We start from the raw sequence: 21,863 nt of genomic DNA, 5'->3' as shown, positions 1-21,863 counted from the left end.
GATGACACGAAAACAGCAGCGCGGCGCACTGATCGGAGCAGGTCTCGGGGCTCTTGGTCTGGCAGCAGGGCTGGTGCTCTACGCCTTGTCCGACACGATTACGTTTTTCTACACCCCGAGCGATGTTGTCGAAAAGGGCGTGCAGCCCGGAACCCGGTTCCGGCTGGGCGGCCTGGTGGAAGACGGCTCGATTATTCGTGGCCAGGGTAAAACCGTATCGTTCAAGGTGACCGATACCGCCGGCACCTTGCCGGTGACCTATGTCGGCATCCTGCCGGACCTGTTCCGGGAAGGTCAGGGCGTCATTGCGGAAGGCATGCTGGACGCCGGCGGCAGTTTCAAGGCCGATACGGTCCTGGCCAAGCATGATGAAAATTACATGCCGCGCGAAGTAGCCGACGCGCTCAAGGAAAAAGGCATGTGGAAACATGGTGACGGCGCAGCAAAAGAAGGTACCCAATGATCCCCGAGATTGGCCAGTTCGCGCTTATCCTTGCATTTGTCACGGCGATTTATCAGTTCAGCGTTCCGATGTACGGCGCCTGGCGCGGTGACAGCCGCCTGATGGCGGTCGCCCCTCCCGCAGCTCTCCTGCAGTTCGGGTTGATTACGCTGTCGTTCACCTGCCTGACCATGTCCTATATCGCGTCGGATTTCTCGGTCCAGAATGTGTTTCAGAACTCGCATTCCGACAAGCCGCTGATCTACAAGATTTCCGGCGTGTGGGGAAACCATGAGGGATCCATGTTGTTATGGGTCATGGTGCTGGCCCTGTTCGGCTCCGCCGTTGCGGCCTTTGGCGGCAATCTGCCGCCCAGCCTGAAAGCCCGCGTGATTTCGGTCCAGGGCTCCATCTCGGTGGCATTCCTGTCCTTTATCCTGTTGACCTCCAATCCGTTCAACCGGCTCGATCCGGCACCGATCGAAGGGCAGGGGCTGAACCCGATCCTGCAAGACCCGGCGCTGGCCATCCATCCGCCGCTTCTGTATTGCGGCTATGTAGGCCTGTCCATCGCATTTTCGTTCGCGGTTGCAGCGCTTATCGAAGGCAAGGTCGACGCGGCCTGGGCCCGCTGGGTCCGGCCATGGACACTGGCTGCGTGGATGTTCCTGACTGCCGGCATCATGCTCGGGTCCTGGTGGGCCTATTATGAGCTTGGCTGGGGCGGATGGTGGTTCTGGGACCCGGTGGAAAATGCATCGTTCATGCCATGGCTGATTGCCACGGCCCTGCTGCACTCGGCCATTGTGGTGGAAAAGCGCAACGCCCTGAAAGTCTGGACGATCCTGTTGGCCATCCTGGCATTTTCGCTGTCGCTGGTCGGCACCTTCCTGGTGCGCTCCGGTGTGCTGACCTCGGTTCACGCCTTCGCCGTTGATCCGGCGCGTGGCGTGTATGTGCTGGGTATCCTGTGCGTCTTCATCGGCGGCGCGCTGGCGCTTTATGCCTGGCGTGCCCCGACTATCAAGACCGGTGGCCTGTTTGCACCGATCAGCCGTGAGGGCGCTCTGGTCGTGAACAATCTGCTGCTGACGGCGGCCTGCGCCGCGGTGTTTATCGGTACGCTTTATCCGCTGGTGCTGGAATCCATTACCGGCGACAAGATTTCAGTCGGCCCGCCATACTTCAACCTGACCTTCGGACCGCTGATCCTGCCGCTTCTGCTGCTGGTGCCGATAGGCCCGATAATGTCGTGGAAACGCGCCGACATGTGGGCCGCGACCCAACGCCTTTGGGCAGCAGCCGTGGTTGCGCTGGTGGTCGGAGTGGCCGCCATGGCCTGGCAGTGGCGCGGTCCCTGGCTGGCGCCGTTTGGCGCAGCGCTCGGGGGCTGGCTGATTGCCGCCAGCGTTCAGGAAATGGTGGCCCGCACCAAGTTTACATCGGTGCCGCTCAATGTTGCCTGGGCGCGCCTCAAGGGTCTGCCTGGTGCTGCCTGGGGCATGATGATTGCCCATGCTGGCGTCGGCGTCATGGTCATCGGCGTTGTTGCCATCACCTCATGGAAGCAGGAAATAGTCACGGTGATGAAGCCGGGCGAAGTCATGCAGGTCGGCAACAGAAGCGTGACGTTCCTTGGCGAAAGCCCCATCACGGGTCCGAACTACACAGCGGACCGCGGGCGTTTCTCGATTTCCTCCGGCGGTGTCGAAGTGTCTGAAATCTGGTCGGAAAAGCGTGTCTTCAAGCCGTCCAACCAACCCACTACCGAAGTGGGGATCGAACCGTTCATCGATGGTGATCTCTACGTTGTTCTGGGTGATCGGGCACCGGACAATGCGCGCACCATCCGGTTCTATTTTCATCCGCTGGTCTGGATGATCTGGCTTGGGACCGCATTGATGTTCCTCGGCGGATGCTGTTCGCTGTTCGACCGGCGCTACCGGGTCGGTGCGCCGAAAAAGGCCAAAACCCCAATCATTCAACCTGCGGAGTGACATAAAATGCTGCGTCGCCTGGCCCTTGCTCTTGTTTTCGTGCTGACCACGCTGCCTGCCGCGTTCGCGGTGCAACCGGACGAAGTGTTGAGTGATCCGGAACTTGAGGCGCGCGCGCGCGTACTGTCGGCGCAGATGCGCTGCCTGGTTTGCCAGAACCAGTCCATTGACGACAGCGATGCACCTCTGGCCAAGGATTTGCGGGTGCTGATCCGTGAACGCCTGGTCCAGGGCGAGAGCAATGCGCAGGTGGTTGACTACCTTGTATCGAGATATGGTGAGTTCGTGCTTTTGAAACCGCGCGTCAACTCGCGCACGCTGTTGTTGTGGGGTGGCCCGTTTGCAATCCTGCTGATCGGATCACTGGTAATCTTCATGCGCAGGCGCAAGGGCTCTGGCCTTGCTGTGCCGGAACAGGCCCTGTCTGCCGACGAGCAGGCCCGTCTGGATGACATTCTCAGGGACAAGACTCAATAATCAAGGGAGTAGCGGGATGGCAATCAAGTCCACGCGGATCGAATTTCCGGGTTCGCAAGGCGGCAAGCTTGCAGCCCGGCTGGACGCGCCGAGCGGTACCGTGCGCGGCTATGCGCTGTTTGCACACTGTTTCACATGTTCAAAGGATGTGTTTGCGGCCAGCCGGATAGCTTCGGCCCTGGCATCTCACGGCGTCGCCACCTTGCGGTTCGACTTTACCGGCCTCGGGGCCAGTGAGGGCGAATTTGCCAACACGAACTTCTCGTCGAACGTGGCTGACCTGATAGCCGCCGCTGACTGGTTGCGTGACAACCATGCAGCGCCTGAATTGCTGATCGGCCACAGCCTGGGTGGTGCGGCGGTGCTGGCCGGCGCCGGTCACATTGCGGAGCTGAAAGCGGTGGCCACTATTGGCGCACCTGCCGATGCGGATCATGTGGTGCATAATTTCCAGGCCAGTCTGGACACGATTGAGGCCGACGGCGAGGCTACCGTATCCCTGGCAGGCCGCGAGTTCACCATCAAGAAGCAATTTTTGGATGACGTGCGCGGCACCAGCCTGAAAGACCGCATTGCGGCGCTGAAGCCGGCTTTGATCGTGTTTCACGCCCCGCTTGACCAGACGGTTGGTATCGAAAACGCGTCGGCCATTTTCTCTGCCGCCAGGCACCCGAAGAGCTTTGTCTCGCTGGACGGCGCCGACCATTTGCTGTCGCGCCGCCAGGACGCCGTGTTCGTGGCTGATGTGCTGGCCGGGTGGGCCAACCGGTTTCTGCCATCTGTTGAACGGCCCAAGTCGGCACCGGCAGGCGTGGTCAGGGTGCGCGAGACGCGCCAGGGCAAGTTCCAGCAGGATGTGCTGGTCGATGACCATCACCTGCTGGCGGATGAGCCGTCCTCGGTGGGCGGTGACGGTACCGGACCGTCGCCCTACGACTATCTGTCGATTGCGCTGGGTACCTGTACCTCCATGACGCTGCGCATGTATGCGGACTTCAAGAAGCTGGAATTGGGCCGTGTGACGGTCGATGTTTCGCACGGCAAGGTTCACGCGGATGACTGCAAGGACTGTGGTGAAGGCAAAACCGGCAAGATTGACCGGTTCGAGCGCACGATATCAGTAGATGGCGAGGTTTCGCCTGAACTGCGCGGTAAACTGGAAGAAATCGCCGGTAAATGCCCGGTTCACCGCACGCTTGAGGCCGAAGCTGCAGTGGTGACCAAGGTTATCGAGTGAGTTTTGCTACATTAACGTGTTTTAACCTGCCGGACACGGTCGTGTAATGTGACATCCACTAAACCTCCATGCATCAGATTCCTCTGAATCCCTGCAACGGAGAGTTTACCTAAATGCCTACTCACTCAAAACCTGGTTCCATGAACCGCAAGGCTGTCTACGCCGTGATGATTGCCGGCTTGCTCGGCGCAACCGCCCTGACCGGTACGATCAGCCATGCCGGTACGCAAGCAACGAAAACCCAGATTTCCCTCAATACCGCGCCGGCATCGGGTTTTGCCGACCTGGTGGAAAACGTGATGCCGTCGGTTGTGTCGGTGCAGAGCAAGTATACTCCTGCTGCTTCTCGCGGCGAAGATGGTGCGCGCGGCCAGCGCCGGCAATTCCAGTTCGGCTTCCCGCAGGGTTCGCCGTTTGAGCGGTTTTTCCGCAATCAGCCCGGCCGCAACGGCGGAGCAATGCCCCAGCCGCATCGTCGCAACGGCACCTCGCAAGGCTCCGGTTTCATCATTTCCGAGGACGGTTTCGCGGTCACCAACAATCACGTGATCAAGGGCGCCAGTGAAGTTACGGTGAAATTCGCAGATGGCCGCGAACTGGACGCAAAGGTGATCGGAACCGATCCAAAGACCGATCTTGCCCTGTTAAAAATCGACAGCGGAGACAAGTTCACCCCGGTAAAGTTTGCCTCTGAAAAGCCGCGCGTCGGTGACTGGGTGGTTGCAGTCGGCAACCCGTTCGGCCTTGGTGGTACGGTTACGACCGGTATTATTTCGGCCGCCGGGCGCGATATCGGCGCCGGGCCCTATGACAACTTCCTGCAGATCGATGCACCGATCAATCGCGGTAATTCCGGCGGTCCGGCATTCAACCTGAAAGGTGAGGTCGTTGGCGTCAACACTGCCATCTTCTCACCGTCAGGCGGCAGCGTCGGCATAGGATTTGCCATTCCGGCATCAACTGCGGAAGACATTATTGCCGATCTGCAGGACGACGGTAACGTAACACGCGGCTGGCTCGGCGTTCAGATCCAGAAGGTGTCGGAAGATATTGCATCCAGCATCGGCCTGGACAAGCCGTCAGGCACATTGGTCGCTGCGGTAACCGACGGATCACCGGCTGAAAAGTCGGGCCTGCGCACCGGCGACACAATCTTGAAAGTGAACGGCGCAGACATAAAGGGTCCCAAGGAGTTGTCACGTGCCGTTGCCAGGCTCAAGCCCGGAACAGCTGTGGACATGACCGTTTTTCGCGATGGAAAACAGCGTGATATCAAGGTGTCGATTGGCGAAATGCCGGGAGAAAAACAGGCATCTCTCAACCCCGGACATGACAGTGGGCCCGCTGCAGATGAGAAGCTTGGTCTCGCGCTGGCGCCGGCAGAAGACGGTGATGGTGTCGTCGTTGCGGACGTCATGCCAGGTTCACCGGCTGCCGAACAGGGCATTCGTCGCGGCGATGTGATCCTTGAAGTCGACGGAGCATTTGTTGATCAACCGGAGGCCGCAGTGGCTGCAATTCGCCAGTCTTCCGCCAAGTCCGGCAAGTCCCCAGTGCTGTTGCTGGTAAAAAATGATCGTGGACAGCGTTTTGTTGCACTTAAAATTGCAAAAGGCTGATACTATATAGGAAGAACGGCGGCGTGACCTCTGCCCCCTCTGTACCAACGCCGCCATCGTGCCTCCGTGTGCCTCACAATGCTGTTTCGGGTAGACCTCCCGCCCCCCCTGCCAACGGTCTTCTGAAACACGAGGTGTACGGAGGCACACTTGCATTTTCCTCGTAAAATAGGCACCAACAACGGGTGATCAGGTTGTGGACTCAAATTGCATGAAAATTCTTGTCGTAGAAGATGACCGCGAAGCAGCCAGCTGGCTTGAAAAAGGCCTGGTCGAGGAAGGTCACGTGGTTGATCTTGCGGCCAACGGAACCGATGGCCTGGCGCTGGCCCGGGAACAGACCCATGATGTGATTATCATGGACCGGATGCTGCCGGGCATGGATGGCCTGGAAGTGGTCAAGACACTGCGCGGCGAAGACGTCAGCACGCCGGTGCTGATATTGTCGGCGCTCGGCGAAGTGGACGACAAGGTGCTGGGCTTGCGGGCCGGTGGTGATGATTATCTGGCAAAACCATATGCATTCACGGAACTGCTGGCGCGTGTGGAAACCTTGCGGCGGCGCCAGGACGCAACCCCGCACACAACCAAACTGAAGGTCGCAGACCTTGAAATTGACCTGCTGGCCCGCACGGCAACCCGGGCAGGCGAGGACATTCTGCTGCAACCGCGGGAATTCAAGCTGCTGGAGTACCTGATGCGCAATGCCGGCAGTGTGGTGACCCGCACCATGCTGCTGGAAAACGTGTGGAACTATCATTTTGATCCGCAGACCAATGTGATTGACGTCCACATTTCCAGATTGCGGGCCAAGGTAGACAAGGAATTCGGCGAACCGCTACTGCACACAGTTCGTGGCGCCGGATACAGTATTCGTGCGGGCCGCTCTTAAACTCCTGCAAACGTCCACCTTCCGGCTGGCGACTGTCTATCTGACTGTGTTTGCCATTTCGGTGGGGGCGATTCTCGCTTACATTTACTGGAACACCGCTATTTTGCTGGAACGCCAGACCGAAGACACGGTCGAGGCGGAAGTGCAGGGCCTGGCCGAGCAGTACAGAATTCGCGGGCCCCGCGGATTGCTTGAAATCATCAAGGCGCGCAGCGCGGAAGCTGACGGGGCGGTTTACATCCTGACCAATGCCGTGGGACGCAGGCTTGCCGGCAACCTGCAATCTCTGCCCGTCGAAGCGGTGGGTGAACGCGGCACCATAGATTTCAAGTTCCCCTATGAAACCGGTCGCGGGTTGGTTGACCACACGGCACGGGCGTTTTTCATTCGCCTGGAAGGCGGTTTTCAGCTTGTGGTCGGCCGGGATGTGGAGGAACGCCGCCAGTTCAACCGCATCATCAGGACATCTCTGTTCTGGGCACTGGGCCTGACATTGGTGCTCGGTGTTGGCGGCGGCCTGCTGATGAGTCGAAACTTCCTGCGCCGGGTCGACGAGATCAATGGCGCAAGTCGCGCCATCATGGCCGGTGATCTGGGTGAGCGCATGCCGGTATCCGGCACCGGTGACGAAATCGACCGCCTGTCGGAAAGCCTCAATGACATGCTGGACCAGATCAATCGCCTGATGACCGGCATGAAGGAGGTGTCTTCCAATGTCGCTCATGACTTGCGCACGCCGCTGACGCGGCTGCGCGCGCGCGCGGAAGATGCATTGCGCTCGAGCTCGGCAGAAGATCACAAGGCCGCGCTGGAAGCCAATATCGCAGAAGCAGACGGCCTGCTCACCACATTCAACGCCTTGCTGTCCATCGCACGTGCCGAGGCTGGCCAGATGCGCGAAGGGTTCCAGGATACCGATCTTGTGGCGTTGCTGGATGATCTGGTGGAGCTTTATGGTCCCATTGCGGAAGACGCCGGCGGCACGCTGGTTCTGGAGGCGCCGGAAACTGCGCTGGTCAGGGCCGACCGGCAGCTTGTGGCCCAGGCAATGACAAACCTGCTCGACAATGCGATCAAGTATGGCCGCGATGCAAAAACCGGGGTCCCGGCCATACAATTGCAGATTGCCCGCTCGAAAGGCGACGGCTGGACCGTCTGTGTCAGTGACACCGGGCCCGGTGTGGATGCAACCGACAGGGAGCGGGTCAAGGGCCGCTTTGTCAGGTTGGACAAAAGCCGCAGTGAACCGGGAAGTGGGCTGGGCCTGGCACTGGTTGACAGTGTCATGAAACTGCACGGAGGCGATTTCGAAATCGAAGGGGCTGATCCCGGGCTCACCGCCAGGCTGCATTTTCCGATCCGGGCATAAAACACAGCACAACACTTTTGCTAATCCCGTTCCAGAGGTTAGGTTCAGAGCATTGATTTGGTTGTTTTGCGGTTGGTATCCATGAACAAGGCTTTGGCTGAAGCACAAGTAACGTTGCCTGCGCAACCTGATGAACAGGAGTTGCGTGCCGCAATCTTGGAGCATGCAGGCGTGCTGCAGCCCTTGTGCGAGACCTCCCCGGCCGTTCGAGCACTCCTGGCTCACATAGCCGCCGGGTCTCCGTTTCTGTCCGGGCTGGTGCGGCGTTATCCGGAGTTCGCGGTCGAGGCGCTGGCCACGCCACCGGATCAGGTGTTCGCTACTCTTTGCACACGCCTTGAGGCGGAGACGACGGCTGCGCCGTCGCAAGCCGATCTGATGCGGCATCTGCGTGTCGCGAGAAACCATGTCGCGCTGCTGGTTGCGCTGGCGGATATTGCCGGGTGCTGGTCCTGCGAACAGGTCACGGATGCTCTGACCCGGTTTGCCGATGTGGCGGTGGCAGGCGCGGTGAACTGGTTACTGGACGAGGCCGTGGAAGCCGGCAAGCTGACGCCCGAAAACGGCCAGGCCCCATCAGACGGATATACGGTTCTGGCCATGGGAAAGCACGGCGCGGGCGAACTGAATTACTCGTCTGACATTGATCTGATCGTGCTCTATGATCCTGAAAAAATACCTTTGGAACAAAGAGATAATGCTGCACAGGTCTATGTTCGCATAACCCGGACACTGGCCAGCGTGCTGCAGGACCGTACCGAGGACGGCTATGTGTTCCGCATCGATCTGCGGCTGCGTCCGGACCCGCGGGCAACCCAGATCGCCATCGCCATCGGTGCGGCTGAAAACTACTATGCATCGATGGGTCAGAACTGGGAACGGGCCGCCATGATCAAGGCGCGGGCAGTGGCAGGTGACCTGGAACTGGGCGCGGCGTTTCTCAAAAGCCTGACGCCGTTTGTCTGGCGCAAGTACCTGGACTTTGCCGCCATCGCCGACGTCCAGTCGCTGAAACGGCAGATGCATGCCCACAAGGGTTATGATTCCATCGTGGTACTGGGCCATAACATCAAGCTGGGACGCGGCGGTATTCGCGAGATCGAGTTTTTCGTGCAGACCCAGCAGTTAATCGCAGGCGGCAAGAACCCGGAACTCAGGGACAACCGCACCCAGGTCATGCTGGACAAGCTGGTGCAGGCCGGCTGGATAGAGCAGGTAGCCAGTGATGAGCTCAATGAGGCATATGTGTTCTTGCGCACCATCGAACACCGGTTGCAGATGGTCGCCGACGAGCAGACCCAGATCTTGCCGGCAACCGACGAGGCATTTGCCGGGTTTGCCCGGTTTTGCGGGTATGACGACCCGGTTGTGCTGGCTGAACGGCTTACTGACACCTTCAAGACAGTGCAGGGGCACTATGCCGGCCTGTTCGAGGACGCGCCTGAACTCGGCAGTGAGCTGGGCAGCCTGGTGTTTACCGGCGGCGACGATGATCCTGAAACCCTTAACACGCTTGCCGGTATGGGATTTGCGCAGGCCTCTGAAGTATCCGCCACCATTCGCGGCTGGCACTTCGGGCGCTACCCGGCAATGCGATCCTCCACCGCGCGCGAACTGCTCACCGAACTGATGCCGGCTTTGCTGATGGCCCTGTCACGGTCCGGCCAGCCGGATCAGGCGCTTATCGCCTTCGACCGGTTCGTTGCCGGACTGCCGGCTGGTGTTCAGCTGTTTTCGATGTTCAAGGCCAACCCCTTCCTGCTCGAGCTGATGACGACGGTGTTGGGATCCGCACCGCGTCTGGCGCAAAGCCTGTCACGCCGCCCGCGCCAGCTTGAAGCGGTGCTGGATCCGGGATTTTTCGGCGCCATGCCCGATGAGGTCGAATTGGCTGATTGCTTCGCCGCCTTGCGCACGGCAGACGCCACCTACGAGGAGGTTTTGAGCACCACGCGCGTCACCGCCCATGAATTGTTGCTTCGCATAGGCATGCGTATTTTGTCTGAAACGGTCAGTGCGGAGCAGGCTGGCCTCGCTTATTCAAAACTCGCGGATGCTGTGACCGCCCATATGCTCCAGGTCACTACCGCCGATGTGAGTTTGCGGCACGGGCATATTCAGGACGGTGCAATGGTTGTTGTTGCCCTGGGCAAGCTGGGTGGCTGCGAAATGACGGCGGCATCTGACCTGGATTTGATCATGCTGTATGATTTTCCCGACGACGTCGATGCCTCCGACGGCGACCGGCCGCTGCCGGCATCACAGTATTTCTCCCGGCTGACGCGGCGCTTTACAACCTCGCTGACGTCCCAGACCGATGAAGGCGATCTCTATGAAGTGGACATGCGGTTGCGGCCGTCCGGCAACAAGGGGCCGGTTGCCAGTCATATCGAGTCGTTTGAAAACTATCAGGCAACCCAGGCCTGGACCTGGGAAAAGCTGGCGCTGACCCGGGCGCGTGTCGTGGCCGGCGACACAGGTCTGCAGCAGCGTGTGGAAAAAACTGTCCGAACGGTGCTGTGCGCCAGCCGTGACCGGGAGCAGACCCTGGTTGATGTGAAGGACATGCGGCAGCGAATGCTGCAGGGCGCCGACACTGCCAGCCACTGGGACATCAAGCATGTCCGTGGTGGTCTGGTCGAGGTTGAGTTCATCGCCCAGGCACTGCAATTGATCCATGCTCACGAAACGCCGGATGTGCTGCAACGCAATACGATTGCTGCCCTTCATGCCTTGCGTGATGCCGGTCATCTGGCAGCCGCAGACCATGATGCGCTGGTTGCAGCAGCGACACTGTATCAGGGCCTGACCCATATGCTGCGTCTGTGTTCTACCGGCAGGTTTGAGCTGGAAAGCACACCATCCGGCCTCATCGAACTATTGCTGCGGGCAAGTGCGGCGCCGGATGTTGCAACCATGGAGGCCATGTTGATTGACGCAAACCGGCAGGTTTCTGCGATTTTCGACCGCTTGATAGGCGTCCCGCAAGATCTGTAGAATTTTTTTCGGGCCGAGCGACGGATTACTTCCGGTGTTCTCGTCTTGTTCATGTGCGTTGGCCAACTCACTCCGTGGGACCGGAGGTTTGCAAGCCTGAGGTTCCGGCAACAAACACAGCTAAGGAGATTGATCCGTTATGAGCATTCATTTTTCAGCCGCCTTGTCTGCCGCGTTGGTCATCGCAGGCATGTCCGCAAGCAGCGCATTGGCCCGTGAACCAGGCATGCCGCGTGGCGAACGCACTTTTGAGCGCCTCGACAAGAACAAGGACGGCGCACTTGCAATAGAAGAACTGGAAGCAAAATCGGTTCGCCGGTTCATGCGGCTTGATGCCGACAAGAATGACAAGGTTACCAGGGTCGAGCTTGAAAACTGGCTCAACCGGCTGTCTCAACGCCGCATTGACCGCATTCTGAGACGCATGGATGCGGACAAGGATGCCGCGGTTACCCGCGCCGAACTGCGCGGTTACATTGGCGGACTTTTTGTGTTGGCTGACAGCGACAAGTCAGGCGGCGTGACTTTGCAGGAATCGCGTGCCTATCATGTGACCGCACGCAAGAAACGGACCGAGGCTCGCAAGGCAAGGTCACAGGCCCGGCAATAGGAGGGCTGATGAACTGGCAAGTAGCGCGTCCGGCTTGGGGAATGGCAGGATATAGTGAAAACACAGCAGACAGTTCGACTGCCGGAGATGCATCTCCGGCAGTCGATGCCGTGTTGCTTGAAGGGGTTGTTGCCGGTGATGAAAGCGCCTTTGCCACGCTGGTTGACCGGCACTATTCACTGGTCTTCAGGCTGTCCGCCCGGGTGTTGGGTAATGCCGCAGACGCTGAAGACGTGACCCAGGAGGCGTTCGTCAAACTGTGGCGTGATCCGCCGGTTTTACGCAATCAGGCGGCCTTGAAGGGATGGATTGTCAGAGTGGCGCGCAATCTTGCCATTGATCGGTTGCGACGCGCGCGCAACACGTCTGACAGTGAGCTGGAATTGCTGGTTGATCCGTCGACGGCGCCTGACGGGCACCTGCGCCACGGTCAGGCAGCAGACGAAGTGTCCGCCGCCATGGCGCAATTGCCCGAGCGCCAGCGCACGGCCCTGCAGTTGACCTATTTCGAAGCATTGGGCAATCAGGAGACTGCATCGATCATGGAGGTCAGCGTCGAGGCGGTGGAATCGCTGTTGTCGCGGGCCCGGCGGTCCTTGCGAACACTGCTCAACCCGGTGTGGACGGACCTGATTGATGAACTGGAGCAACTGAAATGACGGCACGCAACAATAACGGCAAGGAGCAGGGCGGCGCCGGCGATGCGCGCCTGGCTGAAGTGCTGGCGGCCTATGGCCGTAATCCGCTGCGCTGGCCTGAAGCTGACCGGGTGCGGTTTGCCAACCTGTTGCGTGAACCTGAGTTGCTGCCCGGCGACCTGAGCGCTGGCGCTGATCAGTTGGACAAGTTGCTGGATACCGCCACCGCGGTGGCCATTGCAGAACCCGAAGGTGCTCGTGATCGGCTGCTTTCAGCTGTTGCGGCGGAACCGGACGCATCCGGGACTGCCCTGATGCACGGTGGGAAGTCCCGCTGGCAGTCCGGTTTCCGGCCGCAGCAACTGCTGGTGGCCGGTACCCTGGCGGCAAGCGTCATGCTGGGCGTTTTTGTGGGAGCAGGGACGGATGTCGGCACAATTCTGGCCGACAGCCTGCAATTGCCGGCTGCAACAGATGATGTGCTGGACGTTGTGCTGCTCGACGACGGTGATGACGGGAGTTTGCTATGAGCGATGCGCAAACCCCCAAGGCTCGCCGCTGGTCGTGGTTGTGGATAGCCCTGATTGCGTCCCTGGCCATCAACCTGGCGGTGGTTGCAGCCATTGTTGCCCACAACGCCGTCGGCCCGCACCGGCATCGCTCCATTACCGGGCCCGGTTTCACCCAGATATTGCCGCGGGCGTTTTTCCGCGAGCTTGACCGTGACCGGCGCGATGAACTGGTCGGTGAACTGCGTGGGCATCGCAAGGGATTTCGCGCCCTGCGCAAGGCCTTGCGTGAAAAGGCACGAGATGTCGCCTCCGCCTTGCGTGCAGAGCCATATGACGAAGCTGAGGTTGCAAAAGCGCTGGCGGTTTACGAGACCGAGGCGCAAACCATGGTGGGCCGTGGCCGCAACATTGCCGAAAATTTCTTCAGGCGCCTGACACCGGACGAGCGCAAGCAGATCGCCGACCAGATCGAGCGCAAGACCATGTCGAAACGGCGCTGGAAACGCTGGAAGCACGAGCGTAAGGAATAGGCCGGGATACTGGCTTGCCGGCGGCACTTTTTCCACAATGCGATGACAATCGGTCGGGTTCGCTCATGTAGCAACAGTGAGACGATGGTCATGTAAGCGGTCATAGTGAGGCTTCATGCGCCGATGAACCTGTTGCACCCGTGGTGCAGCGTTTTCAATGGATACGTATTTGCGTTTTTGTGGTTTCAGTCCTGTGGAGTTTTTCAGGTTGGCATGAAATGAACCACCATCCCACCAGCTGTAGTCCCCCGTGTCGGCGCCGGGGTCCCATGTCAGCGCCTTCTCAATGAAGTCAATGCCCACGGCTTCGCAATAGGCCGCGGTCATGCTGTGAGGGTCTGCAAGCAGGTCGTCACTATCGATAACCACAGGTGATTTGCCATTCAGGGCGGTGAGCAAATCGAACAAGGCCCGCTGTTCCGGAAACCCGACTTCTGCAGCATCGAAGTCGGGCCATTTGTCGTACATGGAGGATATGGTCTTGGCCGGGTCACGTATCAGAAACGAATGGGTGAAATTGCTGAGAAACGCCTCATCCCACATGTGATTTATGTAGTGTGGAAAATCCTTGATGAAGACCGGCCCCTCTGTCGCACGGGCGCAAATGTCCGCCCATACGCTGTCAAGGGTTAGTCCCGGTGTTGTTTTCTGGTCTGGTGTAAATCTGGGCCAAAACGGCTCCTCGCCCTGATACCACGCTTCACCGAAAGGTTCATGCAGGCAATCAAGGTCGCCGCGTTGACGCATCATCCATTCAAAAGCGGTAGAAGTTGAACGTGGCACCGCCCACAATGCGACTATCTTGTGCATTACAATGACTCCAGCAACTGACCGTGCCGACCTTGAGGTTTAACAGACAGCGATTTGAACATTCTCCAGTACAATGCCGTGTCATGAGCAATGACAGGTTTTCCCAGCATGGTTTCAAGACGTGGAGTCTGATGCAGCATGCGCTCCGGCTGCCCGTTCTGCCCGGTGCGAAAATTGCACATTCCGTTGACAATGTAGGCATCTGCTGCTGGTGCCTTTTCAGCAACATACTGAAAGCTTTTGTCCGCCAGATCGCCGTCAAATATCCAGCGTTGCTCGTTTACGGCACTCTGGTCAGCAAACCAGCCCTGGTCGACGAAATTACCCGCCCACAAGACGTCGAAGCCTGCCTCTTCTAAAAACCCGGCTGTGCCTTGCCACCAGTCAGGCCAATGATAGACAGCATTCAGCGCAATTTTCTCGACATTCATGGCCCGCAGGGCTTCAACCATCGCATAGCCCGCCATGTGAAACGCTAGGCCATGCTCGTCGCTCAGTTTTTCGCAGAACTCTCGAATGCCGTCCACGCCGAGACCGGAGGCATGCACCCAGTTGGAGCCGACCTGGCCACACGCATCCACACCGTTTCTCCCCATACAATGAGCGAAATCCTTGAGCATGCCAAAATTTCGTTTTCGCTGGTCAAGACCATGTTGGTAGTCCGGCACATGCAACATCCACCCGTGTACACCCACCGTTGGGGGCGCAATGCGAAGGAAATCCGTCGGTGCTGCGTCAAAGTCAAATGGCGGGCAGGTAAAGCCAACCTGGTGTGGAAACAGTTTCTGCTCTGGTGTCCATTCTTGCGGCATTTCCAGGTTTTCAGGCATTTTCAATCAGCCTTCCTTCGAACGAGCTCATTGCTGATCCTTTGCTGTGCATGCGGGCGTTGTCAAATTGGACTCTGCGCGGCTGCCCGGTCAACACCTGATGATGTCCGGTTGAGGGTACGGCTCATTGCAGACCGGATTGATCGCAAGACGATGTTGAGGCGATTTTACGCCTGTGTACCTGTGGCAATCGGCTCAATGACCGCGTCGGATTCGACGATGCGCTTCGGCTGCTTGCCTTTCTGGGCGATTGGCAAGGTTATGGTCACTGTGGTGCCTTTGCCTTTCTCGCTGGCAATATGCAGCGAGCCGTCATTGAGCCGGATCAGCGAGTTTGAGATGGCAAGACCGAGGCCGGAGCCGGAACGGGTCTTGGTAAGCTGGTTTTCCACCTGTTCGAACGGACGCCCCAGCTTGGAGATCTGATCGGGTGGAATGCCGATACCGGTATCGGCAATGACGATTTCCGCCATTTTCTTGACCCGGCGCGCCGAAATGGTGAGGCTGCCGCTGTCAGGGGTGAATTTGACGCCATTGGCGATGACATTAATCAGCACCTGCTTGAGCGAACGCACGTCTGCCATGGCGTGCAGCGAGTCGGGCAGGTCCTTGCGCAGGGTGACGCCGCCTTCCTGGGCGCGTCCGGACACGATCCGCAATGCTTCTTCTATAACGGCCGGCACCGAGCATTTCTCGACTTCCAGGGTAATCCGGCCGGCCTCGATTTTCGACATGTCGAGGATGTCATTGATGACATCGAGCAGGTATTGCCCGGAACTGTGGATGTCATGGGCATAGTCCAGGTATTTCGGGATTTCGACCTTGCCGAACAATTGCTGCTCGATGACTTCCGAAAATCCGATGATTGCATTGAGCGGCGTGCGCAGTTCGTGGCTCATGTTTGCTAGGAATTCGGATTTTGACCGGTTGGCCGCTTCCGCACGGGTCTTTTCGCGGGAGTATTTCTCAGCCAGGTCGGCGAGCCGCTGCGACTGCTGTTCAAGCTCCATGCGGGATTTCTGCAGGTCACGCACCGTGTTCATCAGTTCGCGTTCTGACTCCAGCAGTTTTTCCTCATGCATTTTCAGGTTGGAGATATCAGTGCCAACCGACACGAAGCCACCGTCCTTGGTGCGCCGTTCGTTGATCTGCAGCCAGCGTCCGTCTTCCAGTTGCACTTCAAATGTGTTGCCGTCACTGCCTTCGGGAATACTGGTCGGCAGGGCGGTTTCGGTTGACGCCGCCGAGCGCTGCCGGATTACCGGTTCGCGCGCAACCCGGGTGACGTCCTCATATGACGAACCGGGCCTGCATACGCTGGCTGGAAGGTTGTGAAGCTGCTGGTACTTGGAATTGCACATAACCAGGTGATTGTCTGAGTCCCACAGCACGAATGCTTCCGATACGTTCTCGATGGCATCCTTGAGGCGCAGTTCCGCCTCCTGGTTCAGCTTGTCGAGCCGCTTCTGTTCGGTAATGTCGATGGCGATGCCAACCAGGTTCGGAGAATCCTGGCCCGGCGCTTCCGAAAGTTCTGCGCGTGCGCGCAGCCACACCCAGTGGCCGTCGCAATGCTTCATGCGGAATTCCTGGTCGATGGCGGGTCGTCCGCCGCGCAGCATGACATCGACAAGCTGGTCAATCGGATCGTCGTCCGGGTGCAGGCGCTCGGCAACCTCGCCATAGGACAGGAACTCGCCCTTGGTCTCCAGGCCCAAAATGTCATACATGGACTTCGACCAGAAAATCCTGCCGCGTGCGATATCCCAGTCCCACAACCCGCAATGTCCGCGATCCAGCGCCTTGTCCATGCGTTCGGTCGCGACGGCGAGCGTCTGGTCAGCTTCGGCGGCGCGTGATGCCTGCCAGTGGAAGGCTGTTCCCAGCAGCACCAGCACTCCCAGTGTGACGACGAACAGGGTTGCTATCTGGGTCACATCAGAACGCCAGTCCTGCAGCACCTGGGCTTTCGGGTGGATAACAACGATCTGGCCCAGATAGGGGCTGAGCGAGCGCAGGCCGATATAGACTTCCTCGTTGGCTGGCGTGATGGCAAGCACCGGCGCGCCGAGTTGCTGCGCGGCGCCAAGGATGCCTTCCTGGCCGAACACGGTTGAGAGGTTCGCGCCCTTCAGCCCCAGGTCTTCCGGGTAGCTGGTTTGCACATAACCCTTCTCGTCGGTTGCAATGAACAACCGGCCACGCACACCGGTATCTTGCGGCAACACTTCCGCCAGATCCTCAGGGATCAGTGCGCGCACTGTCCGGCCGCCGGCAAAGCCCGCGCCAAGGGTCGCGCTCAGGTCGCTGGCGGCAGCCCGCAGCACCAGTGCGGTATGCTTGGTTGAGGCAACGATGGAGCGCTCGCGACTGGCCGACAATTGCAGGAACAGGGCTGTCGCCAGCGTCATCAGGAACAAGAGGATCAGCCCGGTGATCAGGTTGCGCAGGATGCGTTCGGAGATTGCAATTGACGGTACACGTTTGGAGCCGACGCTGACCTTCAGCGCCCGCTCCTTGAAAAACAGTTCTCCAAGTTTTGCCTTGGACACGTAATCATCCCCATTGCGGCCAGCTGCCTAAATGCAGCGACCCGTACAGGCAACACCCTTCAAGACTGTGATGGTCTGCCGCCCCCTGACAGTACTCACGCTTGGGCTGATACACCGCCCCCCAACCCTGTCGAATCAGTTCAGGCCATTGATTCGAAATGCACCTGATTTGGCAAGCTTGAAGGATACTTCCGGACCCGAAACGGCTTTAAAATACAGCAATTTCAAATGAATTGGGACAAAATTCTTACGTTGCGCGATGGAGTCCCGTCTGGTGGGCCAAATACCTGCCGTTTTGCGCTCGCCGCGAGGAAGTGAAGCGCAGGGCTGTGAAAGTAATGTTTCGCATCCGAAACAACAGGAGAACTGGTAGGCTTCAAGCGGGCAGGGTGAACCTGCCTACGGCTTGTTCTAGTCCAGCATTCTCGACACCATTTCCAGCGTATCGGCAGACAGGTTCTGCTTGTCGCGGATTAAGCCGAGTGCCGTTCGAGCCTTGTCCTGCCGGACCCGGTCCATCAATTGATAGGACCTGAACGCCGAGACCATGCGCGCTGCAACCTGCGGGTTGCGTTCATCCAGTGCCATGACCACTTCTGCCAGAACGTCATAGCCGTCGCCGGACGCGCTGTTGAAACCGGTCTGGTTCATGCCGGCAAACGTGCCGATCAGCGCCCGGACCCGGTTCGGCCGCGTGATGCTGAAGTCATCATGCTGCATCAGCGCGCGTATATGAGCGGCAGCGTCGGGGCCTTTACGCATGGCATGCAGGGAGAACCATTTGTCGACAATCAGGTGGTCGTCGGTGAACCTCTGGTGAAACATGTCGAGCGCCTGGTCCCGTTCTGCAACATCAAGACCGGCGAGCATGTTCAGAGGTCCCATCATGTCGGACATGTGCCGGGCGGCTTCGAACCGGCTCAGCGCTGCGGCTGCCGTCTTGGCCGGTTCCGCTGCGCCCAGCAGTGAAAGTGCCGCATAAGCCAGGGCCCGTTGCCCGGCAGCTGTCGCACTTGGCGAGTAATCGCCGGCAGGCAGGTCGCCAGCCAGGCTTTCCAGCTGCTCCGCCAGCCTGCCGCCGACCGCCTTGCGGACTTGATCGCGCGCTGATTGAATCAGGTCCGGATTGACATTGCGTCCCTGCATGTTGGCGATATCAGCCTCGCTTGGCAGCGCAAGCATCTGGGCCTTGAAGGCTGGTTCGAGTTCCTGCGAGGCCAATACACTGGCCAGTGCATCGGCATAGTCATCGATCACATCGGGCTCATCGCCGTCCTTTATTGCCTGCATGGCGGACATGATGATCGAACGCGACAGGGTCTGACCGGCTTCCCAGCGATTGAATGCGTCATGGTCGTTTGCCATAAGGAACAGCAGGTCTTCGTCGCGTTGTCCGGTGGTCAGGTTGACCGGGGAGGAAAATCCACGGTTGATGGACAGCACCGGACGATCCGTAATGCCGGAGAAGGTCCAGCTCTGCTTCGCCGAGCGCAATTCCAGAATACCGCTGTCGATACGCTGCCCGTCACTGAGAACCAGCTCCATGTCGGCGCCGTCCGGCCCGATCAGCCCGGTTGCAAGCGGAATGTGCATGTCCGGCTTTTCCGACTGGCCGGGGGTTGCAGACAGTGATTGGCTGACGGTGAGCGTGGCGGTAGCCGCCGCCTGGTCCCAGTCGAGCCGGGTATTCACTGACGGCGTGCCGGCATGATTGTACCAGTTGAAAAACTGCGCGAGATCACGCCCGGAGGCCTCTTCCATGCAGGTGACGAAATCTTCCACCGTGGCCGCATCGCCGTCATGCCTGTCAAAGTAGATATTCAGCGCTTTTGCAAACTTTTCCGCACCCAGCAAAGTCTTGAACATGCGCACGACTTCAGCGCCTTTTTCATACACCGTGGCAGTATAGAAATTGTTGATCTCGATGTAGGACTGGGGCCTGACCGGATGTGCCAGTGGCCCGGCATCTTCCGGAAACTGATGTGATCTCAACGTACGCACGTCCTGGATGCGTTTGACGGCGCGCGAGCGCATGTCCGAGGTGAACTCCTGGTCTCGGAATACCGTCAGGCCTTCCTTGAGGCACAGCTGAAACCAGTCGCGGCAGGTGATCCGGTTGCCTGTCCAGTTGTGAAAATACTCGTGCGCGATAATCGCCTCGATATTCACGTAATCCTGGTCGGTGGCCGTGTCGGCGCGCGCCAGTATGTACTTGTCGTTGAAAACATTGAGGCCCTTGTTCTCCATGGCGCCCATATTGAAGTCGGACACGGCGACGATCATGAAAATATCAAGGTCATATTCGCGGCCGAACGCCGTTTCGTCCCAGGCCATCGACGCCTTGAGACTCTGCATTGCCCAGTCGCAGCGGTCCTGCTTGCCCTGTTCGACATAAATCCTCAGTTCCACCTTGCGTCCTGACACGGTGGTGAAATGATCCGTGACGCAAGCCAGGTCGCCTGCCACCAGGGCAAACAGGTAGGAAGGTTTCGGCCACGGGTCCTGCCAGACCGCAAAATGGCGGCCATCGGCCAGTTCACCTGTTTCGACCGGATTGCCATTGGCCAGCAGCACCGGAACGGTGTCCCGGTCAGCTTCGACACGAACCTGATAGGTAGCCAGCACATCCGGCCGGTCGAGGAAATAGGTGATGCGGCGAAAACCTTCCGCCTCACACTGGGTACAGTACACGTCATTGGAGCGGTACAGACCCGACAGTGCCGTATTTGCATCCGGATTGCATTGCGTTTCGATGGTCAGTTCGAACTGGCCTTCCGGTACATCGTCGATGATCAGCTGGTTTTCCGTTAAAGTGTACCGGTTGTCGCCGATTGTCTCGCCATTGATGGCGACGGATTTGAGTTCCAGCGCCTCTCCATCCAGGCGAACCGGCGCGTTGACGGTCCTGGAGGCCGGATTGGGCCGCATCTTCAGGATCGAGACTACGCCGGTTGCCGTCGGCTGCAGGGCAACGTCCAGAGACACATGGTCAATCAGGTAGTCAGAGGGCTTGTAGTCTTTCAGGCGAATGGTCGGTGGGGTTTCGGTGCGCATCGTGGGTCCTGGGCGTGGCTACATGGGCCTGTTGATATGGAAGGGGGCAGGGTCGGTATTGCTGTTACGTGCGGTCATCATGTCGGCGATCATCCGGCCCGTCGTCGGGCCCCAGCTCAGCCCCATATGGCCATGGCCGAATCCATACCACACATTGACAAGGTTTGGAGACGGCGAAATCACCGGCAATGAATCCGGTGTGCTCGGCCTGCGCCCCATCCATTTCGTTTCGGATCCGTTCATATCCCGCAATTCCGGCAATATACGCTTTCCATAGACGTACATCTGGTCGGCACGGCGCCAGTCCGCAGGCGCATCGTTCGCGGCAATCTCGTCGGAACCGGCGATCTTGACGCCGTCATGATGCGGGGTCACGGCCCCGGGTTGCGCTGCGTGGGTTACAGCCCTGCCAAGCCCGACACCGGGATCCTTCATGATCACATGGTAGCCGCGCTCTGCCTGCAGCAACACTTTCGACCCCAGCATGCGGGCCAGTTCGTGTGACCAGGCTCCGGCACAGATGCACAGGTTCTGCACCGTCTGTTCCCCGCCTTTCATCAGGTGCAGCCGGGTGGCGCGGGACCCGTCCTGGTCTATGGTTATGACTTCGTCCTGCACGATGCTGCCGCCGTCGCGAACAACTTGCTCGGCCAGTTTCTGCACCATCGCATACGGATCGACAATCCGGTGCCAGCCGTCCCAGAACACCGCCTTGTAGATGTCGGGCGTAAGGTCAGGCTCAATCTCACGGGCCTCATCACCACTGAGTTCCTGGCCGGCAAACCCGTATTCGGCCCGCCTGGTGCGCCAGCCGGCATCGTCATCATACTGTTTGCGGGTGCTGTACAGATGCAGTCCGTCTTCCATCGCCAGCAGGTCGGACGCCCCGGCGTGGGAAAGAATGGAGCGATGATCCTGCAATGCCCGCATGCCGAGTTGCGCGCGTGCGTCAGTGATCTTCCGCACCTTGTCCGGCATTGCGTTCCGGGCAACAGCCAGCAGCCATGGCATCGCGACAGGCAAATGACGCCAGTGTACGGTGACCGGGCCTTTCGGATCGAGCAGCCAGCCGGGTACTTTCAGCAGCATGCCCGGATGAATGGGCGGCACGATATTGGATACCACAACACCGCCGGCATTGCCGAAAGATGCGCCTTCACCAGGCGGTACCTTGTCGATCACGGTGACTTTATAGCCGTCGCGCTGCAGGAACAGCGCAGCGGACATTCCGATGATGCCTGCGCCGATAATGGTGACGTGGGGCGGGGATGTTTTCAGCTTCGTCACAGTATTCTTT

17 protein-coding genes are annotated in these 21,863 nt (G+C 59.1%); 12 read left to right on the top strand and 5 right to left on the bottom strand.

The window, feature by feature from the left end:
• Nucleotide 1: 1 nt before the first annotated feature.
• The 12 genes from ccmE to DHN55_RS00690 all read left to right on the top strand — a co-directional run bounded on the left by ccmE (nucleotide 2) and on the right by DHN55_RS00690 (nucleotide 13,320).
• Entirely contained in the window at nucleotides 2–463 is a 462-nt protein-coding gene (ccmE, locus tag DHN55_RS00745) for a cytochrome c maturation protein CcmE (protein WP_108881622.1), read from the top strand.
• A complete protein-coding gene (locus DHN55_RS00740; RefSeq protein ID WP_108879514.1) occupies nucleotides 460–2,439 on the top strand; it encodes a heme lyase CcmF/NrfE family subunit in 1,980 nt (659 codons plus the stop codon). The genes ccmE and DHN55_RS00740 overlap by 4 nt, the downstream gene beginning before the upstream one ends.
• Nucleotides 2,440–2,445: 6 nt before the next feature.
• On the top strand, nucleotides 2,446–2,916 hold the full coding sequence (locus DHN55_RS00735; RefSeq protein ID WP_108879513.1) for a cytochrome c-type biogenesis protein CcmH: 471 nt from the start codon (nucleotides 2,446–2,448) through the stop codon (nucleotides 2,914–2,916).
• A gap of 16 nt (nucleotides 2,917–2,932) precedes the next feature.
• The gene (locus tag DHN55_RS00730; RefSeq protein WP_108879512.1) at nucleotides 2,933–4,153 is read left to right on the top strand and encodes an alpha/beta fold hydrolase; all 1,221 of its coding nucleotides are present in this window, start codon (nucleotides 2,933–2,935) and stop codon (nucleotides 4,151–4,153) included.
• Nucleotides 4,154–4,266: 113 nt separating this feature from the next.
• A complete protein-coding gene (locus DHN55_RS00725; protein ID WP_108879511.1) occupies nucleotides 4,267–5,772 on the top strand; it encodes a Do family serine endopeptidase in 1,506 nt (501 codons plus the stop codon).
• Nucleotides 5,773–5,983: 211 nt separating this feature from the next.
• Nucleotides 5,984–6,664 carry a winged helix-turn-helix domain-containing protein gene (locus DHN55_RS00720; protein WP_108879510.1) on the top strand — a complete coding sequence of 227 codons (681 nt, stop codon included), beginning with the start codon at nucleotides 5,984–5,986 and terminating at the stop codon, nucleotides 6,662–6,664.
• Nucleotides 6,627–8,033: an ATP-binding protein gene (locus DHN55_RS00715; protein WP_108879509.1), complete on the top strand. Its 1,407-nt coding sequence runs from the start codon at nucleotides 6,627–6,629 to the stop codon at nucleotides 8,031–8,033. The genes DHN55_RS00720 and DHN55_RS00715 overlap by 38 nt, the downstream gene beginning before the upstream one ends.
• Before the next feature lie 81 nt (nucleotides 8,034–8,114).
• A complete protein-coding gene (locus tag DHN55_RS00710; protein WP_108879508.1) occupies nucleotides 8,115–11,030 on the top strand; it encodes a bifunctional [glutamine synthetase] adenylyltransferase/[glutamine synthetase]-adenylyl-L-tyrosine phosphorylase in 2,916 nt (971 codons plus the stop codon).
• A gap of 139 nt (nucleotides 11,031–11,169) precedes the next feature.
• Nucleotides 11,170–11,640: an EF-hand domain-containing protein gene (locus DHN55_RS00705; protein ID WP_108879507.1), complete on the top strand. Its 471-nt coding sequence runs from the start codon at nucleotides 11,170–11,172 to the stop codon at nucleotides 11,638–11,640.
• Between the two features lie 8 nt (nucleotides 11,641–11,648).
• A complete protein-coding gene (locus DHN55_RS00700) occupies nucleotides 11,649–12,299 on the top strand; it encodes a sigma-70 family RNA polymerase sigma factor (protein ID WP_108879506.1) in 651 nt (216 codons plus the stop codon).
• Nucleotides 12,296–12,808, top strand: coding sequence for a hypothetical protein (locus DHN55_RS00695; protein ID WP_108879505.1), 513 nt, complete (start codon nucleotides 12,296–12,298; stop codon nucleotides 12,806–12,808). Before DHN55_RS00700 ends, DHN55_RS00695 begins: the two co-directional genes overlap by 4 nt.
• The gene (locus DHN55_RS00690) at nucleotides 12,805–13,320 is read left to right on the top strand and encodes a periplasmic heavy metal sensor (protein ID WP_108879504.1); all 516 of its coding nucleotides are present in this window, start codon (nucleotides 12,805–12,807) and stop codon (nucleotides 13,318–13,320) included. Before DHN55_RS00695 ends, DHN55_RS00690 begins: the two co-directional genes overlap by 4 nt.
• Before the next feature lie 63 nt (nucleotides 13,321–13,383).
• On the opposite strand, the gene DHN55_RS00685 is transcribed toward DHN55_RS00690, so the two are convergent.
• From DHN55_RS00685 to DHN55_RS00665, 5 genes are all read right to left on the bottom strand, one after another.
• Nucleotides 13,384–14,130, bottom strand: a complete 747-nt coding sequence (locus DHN55_RS00685) for a sulfotransferase family protein (protein ID WP_108879503.1) — start codon at nucleotides 14,128–14,130, stop codon at nucleotides 13,384–13,386.
• Nucleotides 14,130–14,966 carry a hypothetical protein gene (locus tag DHN55_RS00680; protein WP_337659755.1) on the bottom strand — a complete coding sequence of 279 codons (837 nt, stop codon included), beginning with the start codon at nucleotides 14,964–14,966 and terminating at the stop codon, nucleotides 14,130–14,132. Before DHN55_RS00680 ends, DHN55_RS00685 begins: the two co-directional genes overlap by 1 nt.
• Before the next feature lie 161 nt (nucleotides 14,967–15,127).
• Entirely contained in the window at nucleotides 15,128–17,512 is a 2,385-nt protein-coding gene (locus tag DHN55_RS00675; protein WP_337659754.1) for a PAS domain-containing sensor histidine kinase, read from the bottom strand.
• Nucleotides 17,513–17,923: 411 nt separating this feature from the next.
• Nucleotides 17,924–20,566, bottom strand: coding sequence for an aminopeptidase N (gene pepN, locus DHN55_RS00670; RefSeq protein ID WP_108879501.1), 2,643 nt, complete (start codon nucleotides 20,564–20,566; stop codon nucleotides 17,924–17,926).
• A gap of 18 nt (nucleotides 20,567–20,584) precedes the next feature.
• Nucleotides 20,585–21,853: an FAD-dependent oxidoreductase gene (locus DHN55_RS00665; RefSeq protein WP_108879500.1), complete on the bottom strand. Its 1,269-nt coding sequence runs from the start codon at nucleotides 21,851–21,853 to the stop codon at nucleotides 20,585–20,587.
• Between the last annotated feature and the right edge of the window lie 10 nt (nucleotides 21,854–21,863).

The sequence above is a fragment of the Anderseniella sp. Alg231-50 genome (genome assembly GCF_900149695.1).
Taxonomy (GTDB): Bacteria; Pseudomonadota; Alphaproteobacteria; order Rhizobiales; family Aestuariivirgaceae; genus Anderseniella.
This window is presented reverse-complemented; position numbering and strand designations above follow the sequence as displayed.

Bases quoted from the DNA above. Each gene is read 5' to 3' on its own strand.
- ccmE (WP_108881622.1), top strand. From the start codon at position 2: ATGACACGAAAACAGCAGCGCGGCGCACTGATCGGAGCAGGTCTCGGG.
- DHN55_RS00740 (WP_108879514.1), top strand. From the start codon at position 460: ATGATCCCCGAGATTGGCCAGTTCGCGCTTATCCTTGCATTTGTCACG.
- DHN55_RS00735 (WP_108879513.1), top strand. From the start codon at position 2,446: ATGCTGCGTCGCCTGGCCCTTGCTCTTGTTTTCGTGCTGACCACGCTG.
- DHN55_RS00730 (WP_108879512.1), top strand. From the start codon at position 2,933: ATGGCAATCAAGTCCACGCGGATCGAATTTCCGGGTTCGCAAGGCGGC.
- DHN55_RS00725 (WP_108879511.1), top strand. From the start codon at position 4,267: ATGCCTACTCACTCAAAACCTGGTTCCATGAACCGCAAGGCTGTCTAC.
- DHN55_RS00720 (WP_108879510.1), top strand. From the start codon at position 5,984: ATGAAAATTCTTGTCGTAGAAGATGACCGCGAAGCAGCCAGCTGGCTT.
- DHN55_RS00710 (WP_108879508.1), top strand. From the start codon at position 8,115: ATGAACAAGGCTTTGGCTGAAGCACAAGTAACGTTGCCTGCGCAACCT.
- DHN55_RS00705 (WP_108879507.1), top strand. From the start codon at position 11,170: ATGAGCATTCATTTTTCAGCCGCCTTGTCTGCCGCGTTGGTCATCGCA.
- DHN55_RS00700 (WP_108879506.1), top strand. From the start codon at position 11,649: ATGAACTGGCAAGTAGCGCGTCCGGCTTGGGGAATGGCAGGATATAGT.
- DHN55_RS00695 (WP_108879505.1), top strand. From the start codon at position 12,296: ATGACGGCACGCAACAATAACGGCAAGGAGCAGGGCGGCGCCGGCGAT.
- DHN55_RS00690 (WP_108879504.1), top strand. From the start codon at position 12,805: ATGAGCGATGCGCAAACCCCCAAGGCTCGCCGCTGGTCGTGGTTGTGG.
- DHN55_RS00685 (WP_108879503.1), bottom strand. From the start codon at position 14,130: ATGCACAAGATAGTCGCATTGTGGGCGGTGCCACGTTCAACTTCTACC.
- pepN (WP_108879501.1), bottom strand. From the start codon at position 20,566: ATGCGCACCGAAACCCCACCGACCATTCGCCTGAAAGACTACAAGCCC.